The organism is Glycocaulis sp. (genome assembly GCF_052168375.1).
GTDB lineage: Bacteria > Pseudomonadota > Alphaproteobacteria > Caulobacterales > Maricaulaceae > Glycocaulis.
Genome location: NZ_JBQLZR010000213.1, coordinates 1 through 6,455, shown reverse-complemented (window position 1 = coordinate 6,455; position 6,455 = coordinate 1). Strand labels below are relative to the sequence as shown.

Here is a 6,455-nt window from a genome sequence, read left to right as displayed (position 1 = left end):
AGGCCCACAAACCCACCCCGACAAGCACCAGCTTGTAGGCGACGAGCGTGATCAGTACGGCCAGTTCTGCGTTCATGTTGTCCCCCATTTTCTGGCAACAAAAGCACGCGATCGGCGACACGGAAACCGTATGCGGCGGGTGTTCATGTGACGGCCTGGGTTATTGCAACGCCATGCAAAGAAACTGCCCAGACGAAGATCAGGGTTTCAATCGTTTTGCGCTCGGGCGCCTGCTCTCGAAAACTGGCCGAGATAAACCTGAACACGGCCGCCAGATTGGTCAGCGCAACAATCGCCATCACCCCCGGAACTGCCACGCTATCAGGGATTGGTGAGAAGGGCTTCGATACGAGATAGACATAGGTGAGAAAAATGCTCGTGAGCGCCAGTATAACAGAAGGCAATTTCAGGTAAGTGGCCATAACGGAATTTGTCACCCGGTTATCTCCTATCGAAGAGGAACACTCATCCTCGGTCAGTCTCGCCGCGCGCATTGAGCCAGTTCATGATGGCGTAGATGACCGCGCCAGCCACGAGGAAGCCTGCCGTGATCGCCATGGAGCGCAAGGGCACTTGGGTCAGCAATACCAGAGAGCCGAGCACGGCTAGCACCGGAATGGTCCAGCCGAACGGCAGGCGCATCGGCTTTTCGGTTTCGGCCGGCAAAGCCCGCACGCGCGGCATGGCGGCAATGCAGCCCACATAGATCAGCACGCGCACGAAGGCGCTCATCGCGGCCAGCGCGAAGAAGTCCCCCACGATGGCCAGGAAGGCCGCGAGCACGGCAAAGAAGGCGATGGAATTGGCTGGCACGCGGGTGCGCGCATCCACCTTGCCAAACCAGGCCGGCAAGGTCTTTTCCAATGCGAGCGCGTAGGTCAGGCGCGGGGTTGTCACCACGGTCCCGGTGATATTGCCGCCGACCGAAACGATGACGCCCAGGGTGAGGAGCAGCGCGCCCGCTGGCCCGAACAGGATCGCGCCGGCATCCACAAGCGCGCGCTCTGAACTGGCGAGATCCGGCACCACGGCCACGCAGACAATCTGGATGACCACGTAGAGCAACGCCACGACCGCCAGCGCCCACAGGAGGCCCTGCGGCATGGCCTTGCCCGGTTCGCGGGTCTCCCCGGCCGGGATAACGGCCGATTCCCAGCCCACGAAGGCGTAGATGACCAGCAGCACCGCCGCGCTCCACTGTGCGCTCTGCGGGAAGCCAAGGGAGTCTTCGGGAAAAAGCGACGGGTCGATGTGAAAGAGCCCGACCAGCGCAATCGCCAGCAAGGGCATGAATTTCAGGACAGTCAGCAGGCCCATGGCGCGCATGGCCGGGCTTGCGCCCGCCATGTTGATCGCCGCAAGCAGCGCGATGATCGCAAGAATGACGAGCATGCGCAGCGGGCCGTCGCTCAAGGCCGGAACGAAAAACGCGATGGAGGCCACCATCAGGTTCACGTTCGCGGCAAAGGCGGTAATGCGCGTTGCATAGACAGCCAGGCCGGTCTCGAAACCCGCAAACTTGCCAAAGGCGGTGCGCACATAGAGCACCGGCCCGCCGGTGGAGGTGAAGCGGCTGGCAAGCTCCGCATAACAGGCAACGATGAGGCCGAGCAGGATCGCACAGACGATGTAGACCAGCGGGCTCCACACGCCCATCAGTGCCGCAGCTCCAGCGGGAACGGCGAAGATGCCCGCGCCGATCATGCCGTTGACGGCCAGAAGCCAGATGCCCCGGGCCGTGATCTGCCGGTCAAGATTTTCGCCGCCCGTCATGCCCGCCCCCGCTTAGCCGTGGAGGGCGAGACTGGTCCGGTATCACGCGAAGGGCAAGCCTGCGGCGCGCCTGTCAGCGGGCGATGCTAGTCGTCATCCCCGCCCAGCTTGCCGCCCATCAGGAGCACGAGCGCCACGGCGGCGGCGCCCGCGGCAACGAGACCGCCGCCCTTGATCATGGGAATGGCCGAAACAAGGGCAATCTTGGCGAGGCGCATCTCCGCCTCGCGTTGTTCCCGCTCCCTGGCCTCGTGGCGCTTCTGCTCGACGATCATGACGATCAGCACGATGAGCGCGGCGAGCACGAATATGCCCGCCATCAGGGCCATGGTCGCTGCCAGCCCGATGGCTTCAGCAAGAAGCACGCTGGCCAGCACGCAGCCGAACACCACTGCGCCAATGACACACAGCGTGAGCAATATCTTCAAATAAATCCGGGCCTTGAGATGTCCGCCGACCATCGAGACATGCCCGGTGGCCAGCGACATCAGGGCCTTTGCAGGTCCGATCATGAGACTAGCGGCGCGCCAGGAAACCGATCAGCAGGCCGGCCGCAGCGGCAATGCCGAGCGCCTGCCAGGGATTGTCGCGGGTCTGCTGGACCACACGGTCCTCGACCGAATGCCACTGGTCGACCACCTCCTCCACGAGGTGATCCCCGGTCTCTTTTCCCTGCTTGACGGTCGCCTTGGCGGCCGTCGAGGCTTCATGGGCGCCAACTTTTCCAACCCGGCCGACCTGCTCCACCAGCTCACGGAATTCGCGGCGCAGCTCTTCCAGCTCGGCGGCAAGGGATTCCGCGTCGGCCTCGCGCTTGACGGCCGACTTTACCTGTTTGGCAGCGCGTGCAGCAGACGTGCTCATGGGTGTTCCTTTCCTTGTCTACAAACCCGGGCGCAAGAATTTTCTGTGTCGGGTGAGAACCAGACCGGCCTCCCCCTTGGTAAGTTGCGCCCTGCAGGTCTAGAACACGGGAAACGCGGCACCCCTTCAAAGGTTGCAAGGAGCACTCATGGCCTTCGACGAAGCCGGCATGGCGATCACAATCGATGCAGAAGACCATCCGGCCGACATTGCCGCCGCACTCTCGGAAATGGATCCCGGCGAGGCCTGGAAGCTCCTGTGTGCCCTTCCTGTGGAAGTTCAGGCCGATGTATTCGGCTATATCGAACCGGACCTGCAGGCCGAAACCATCGAGCACATGACCCGCCCGCAGCTGACCGCGCTCATCACCGAGATGAACGCGGACGACCGGGCCGACGTCTATAATCGCCTCTCCGAGGAGCAGCAGGAAATGATCCTGCCCGCCCTTGCCCATGTCGAGCGCGAGAACATCCGCAAGCTCGCCTCCTACGAGGACGGGACAGCAGGCGCGATCATGACGTCGGACTATGCCACGCTGAAGCCGGAGCTGACGGCGAAGGAAGCCATCGCCCAGCTGCGCCGGGAGGCTCCGGACAAGGAAACCATCTATCGCACCTATGTTCTCAAGGATGACCGCGAACTGATCGGTACGGTACGCCTGACCGACCTCATCCTGGCACCGCCCTCGCGCAAGATTGCAGACCTGATGGATGATGATCCGGTCTATGTCGGCGTCGATGACGATCAGGAAAGCGTGGCGCGCACCATCGCGAAATACGACATACTCGCCCTCCCCGTGGTCGACGCCGAGCACCACCTTGTCGGCATCGTCACCCATGACGACGCCATCGACGCGCTGGAAGAAGAGGCAACCGAGGACTTCCTGCGCCTCGGCGCGCACGGCGACATCGATGAAAGCGTGCGCTCGGCCGGTATCTTCACGCTCTATCGCGCGCGGATCGTCTGGCTGATCCTGCTGGTCTTCGGCAATCTGCTCTCCGGTTTCGGGATTGCCTACTTCGAGAACATCATCGCCGCCCAGATTGTGCTGATCTTCTTCCTGCCGCTCCTGATTGCCTCGGGCGGCAATGCCGGCGCGCAGGCCTCCACGCTGATGGTGCGGGCGCTGGCGACCGGCGAGGTCCGGTCACGCGACTGGGGCCGCATGCTGGGCCGGGAGTTTCTGGTGGCCGGCGCGCTCGGCCTGACCATGGCGCTCGCAGTTTCGGGCATCGGCATTTTCCGGGGCGGGCCGGAAATCGCCATGGTGGTGGCCAGCTCGATGATCATCATCGTTCTGGTGGGCAGCCTGATCGGCATGTCCCTGCCCTTTGTCCTGTCCCGCTTCAATCTCGACCCGGCAGCGGCCAGCGCCCCGCTGGTGACGTCCATCGCGGACGCCACCGGGGTCGTGATCTATTTCACCATAGCGGGGATGGTGCTGTTCGCCTGATCCCTATTCGGGCAGCCGGACAGGCGGTGCATCCACAAACGGCCGGATGCCGAACTCGGGGTAGATTTCACTGGGGAAATAGACCCGGCCATCGGCCACCACCATGGCGATGGTCTTGATCTCGCGCAGGTCCTGCGTGGGATCACCCGGCACCAGGAAAAAGTCCGCCAGATAGCCCGGCTCGATGCGGCCAAGCTCGTCACCCACCTCAAGATACTCGGCCATGCCATGGCTGGCCCAGCTGAGGATTTCCGCCGGCTCCATGCCGATGAGCTGATAGAGCTCCAGCTCGCGGTGATAGGTGAAGGAGCCGCCCATATCGGTGCCCGGCACCATCATGATGCCGCGCTCGCGCATCATCTCCAGCACGGCGCGCACCTGCTCGAACGCACCGCGATAGGCCTCGTCCTCTTCCGCAGACCCGATCGCGGCCATGGCGCTGCGGGCTCCGCGCTGGGCGCCGACCGGCAGGTTGTCGACATAGTCGACCGAGCCGGGGTCCACCTCGCCATTGCGCGAGAGCAGCAGGCGCTCGTGAATGGCAAAGGTGGGGTCGATGGCAACGCCGTTTTCCACCATGGCGTCGAGTGTAGACTGGACAGCCGGGCTCGACAGATCGAGCACGGGCAGGCGTTGCAGCGCGGTCAGGCGCAGCAGCGTGCGCGTGTCTTCGCCGGCATCCAGCACCCAGCCCAGCATGAGCTGGTTGATGTGGATGATCTCGTCATAGCCAGCCTCGATCATGGCATCGGCATTGGTGAAGGCCGGGATATGGCCGGTCACGCGCAGATCCCGCTCGCGCGCCGTCGCAATGACAGCCGGAATCCATTCCGGGCGCATGGAGTTGTAGATCTTGATCTGGTGGAAGCCGCCCCGGTCGGCATAGTCGTGGACGGCCTGAACAGCTTCCTCCTCGCTCTCCACCACCGTGCCGTTATTGGAGTTGAAGGGGCTGCGCCCTTCAATGAAGGCGCTGCGATAAAGGCGCGGACCGGCCACCCTGCCCGCCTCGATATTGGCGATCAGACGGTCGAGCACGTCATTATTATTGCCCATGTCACGCGCAGACGTGACACCTGCCGCGATGTTCAGGAACGCGCTCGCCTCGCCCATATGGGCGTGCATCTCGAACAGGCCCGGCAGGAGCGAGCCGCCCTCGCCGTCAATTTCCACCTCACCGGCATTTCCGGGTGCGTCAGCCGCCTCGATGGCGGTGATCCGGTTGCCCTCGAATACAACAGATACCGGCTCGCCAAGGCTCTGCTCCAGGGGATTGAAGACGCGCACATTACGTACCCGGACCGGGCCGTCATAATTATGCGCTACACGCGACTGGATGGACTCATAGCGGCTGGCACCGTAGTCGGCGGCAAGGGCCCGCAGGCGCTCATCCTCGCCTTCAAAGCCCTCGGCCAGCACGGCAAAGGAGGGCGAGATGACGCCAAAGAAAGCCGTGCCTTCCATCAGGAAATAGGTGGGGTTCAGGCCGAGGCCCGACAAAGCCCAGCTCGTCACTTCACGTGTGTCGGTCCCGTTGGAAACCGACAGGCTTTCAATCACCTCCAGGCGCAATTGCCCGCCGGGAATGGCCGGCAGCGTATTGCTGTCAGCGTCCAGCAGCGCCCTTGCGGAGATGGCAAGGCTGTAGGGGCTGGCGTTCTGCGGCGCGTACACCGCGCCTGCCGGCACCTCGGCGGAATTCTCGCCCGTCGTGTCGCGCCAGCTTGCGGTATTGCCGTTGCGCTCGAACACCTCGCTGATCTCGTTTCCGAAGGTGGTGATGCCGTCAATCGTCCAGCGCTGCGGCAGGCCGTCCTCGTCGAGCACGATCGTCTCGTTGAAGGTCGGGCCGCGGCCATTATTGCGGAACTCGTAGAAGATCGAGTAGCCGTCTTCGGTCGGCGTGACTTCCAGCGCGCCAACCGGCGTGCCGCTCGCAAGGACAGTAAAGCTCGAGGCTTCCTGCACGGCGACAACGGCGCCTGCCGTCTCCTGGCCCGCACTGTCCGCGCCTTCCTGCCCGCACGCCACGAGGCCCGCACCCATAAGGGCCACAAGGGCCAGTCTCGCCGTGATGATCATTGGTTTTCTCCCCCGGTGCCTCTTGCACCTGTTTGACGCCACGCTAGCACGGCGCGGGCGTTCGGGAACCATGGTGCGCATCGTCTGCCCGATGCCTGCCGGGTGCGAAAAGGTGAAAAAGTGTCTGCCTTTCCGGCGCCAAGGGTAGTAGCAGTGGCGCCAACCTGATCGCGTAACCGAATATGAGGAGCAAACGCCATGGCCGGTCACGACACGCAAGGCTCGCAGATTTCCTTTCAGTGGGATGATGCGTTGCAGCTTGAGACGCTTCTGACCGAGGAGG

At 63.4% G+C, this 6,455-nt stretch carries 6 protein-coding genes; 1 reads left to right on the top strand and 5 read right to left on the bottom strand.

The genetic code is table 11. From position 1 onward, the window contains the following. Positions 1–143 precede the first annotated feature (143 nt). From ACTS2Z_RS08515 to ACTS2Z_RS08500, 4 genes are all read right to left on the bottom strand, one after another. Positions 144–437 (bottom strand): hypothetical protein, encoded by a 294-nt coding sequence (locus ACTS2Z_RS08515; protein ID WP_442572788.1) that lies wholly within the window; start codon positions 435–437, stop codon positions 144–146. 28 nt (positions 438–465) lie between these two features. Next, positions 466–1,773, bottom strand: a complete 1,308-nt coding sequence (locus ACTS2Z_RS08510) for an APC family permease (RefSeq protein ID WP_442572787.1) — start codon at positions 1,771–1,773, stop codon at positions 466–468. Between the two features lie 86 nt (positions 1,774–1,859). Next, a complete protein-coding gene (locus ACTS2Z_RS08505) occupies positions 1,860–2,285 on the bottom strand; it encodes a hypothetical protein (protein ID WP_442572786.1) in 426 nt (141 codons plus the stop codon). Positions 2,286–2,289: 4 nt separating this feature from the next. Further along, entirely contained in the window at positions 2,290–2,637 is a 348-nt protein-coding gene (locus ACTS2Z_RS08500; protein WP_442572785.1) for a glycine zipper domain-containing protein, read from the bottom strand. Between the two features lie 148 nt (positions 2,638–2,785). On the opposite strand from ACTS2Z_RS08500, the gene mgtE reads away from it, so the two are divergent. Continuing rightward, positions 2,786–4,090, top strand: coding sequence for a magnesium transporter (mgtE, locus tag ACTS2Z_RS08495; protein ID WP_442572784.1), 1,305 nt, complete (start codon positions 2,786–2,788; stop codon positions 4,088–4,090). A gap of 3 nt (positions 4,091–4,093) precedes the next feature. Here mgtE and ACTS2Z_RS08490 read toward each other — a convergent pair whose 3' ends face one another. Continuing rightward, on the bottom strand, positions 4,094–6,172 hold the full coding sequence (locus ACTS2Z_RS08490) for an amidohydrolase family protein (protein ID WP_442572783.1): 2,079 nt from the start codon (positions 6,170–6,172) through the stop codon (positions 4,094–4,096). Positions 6,173–6,455 lie beyond the last annotated feature (283 nt).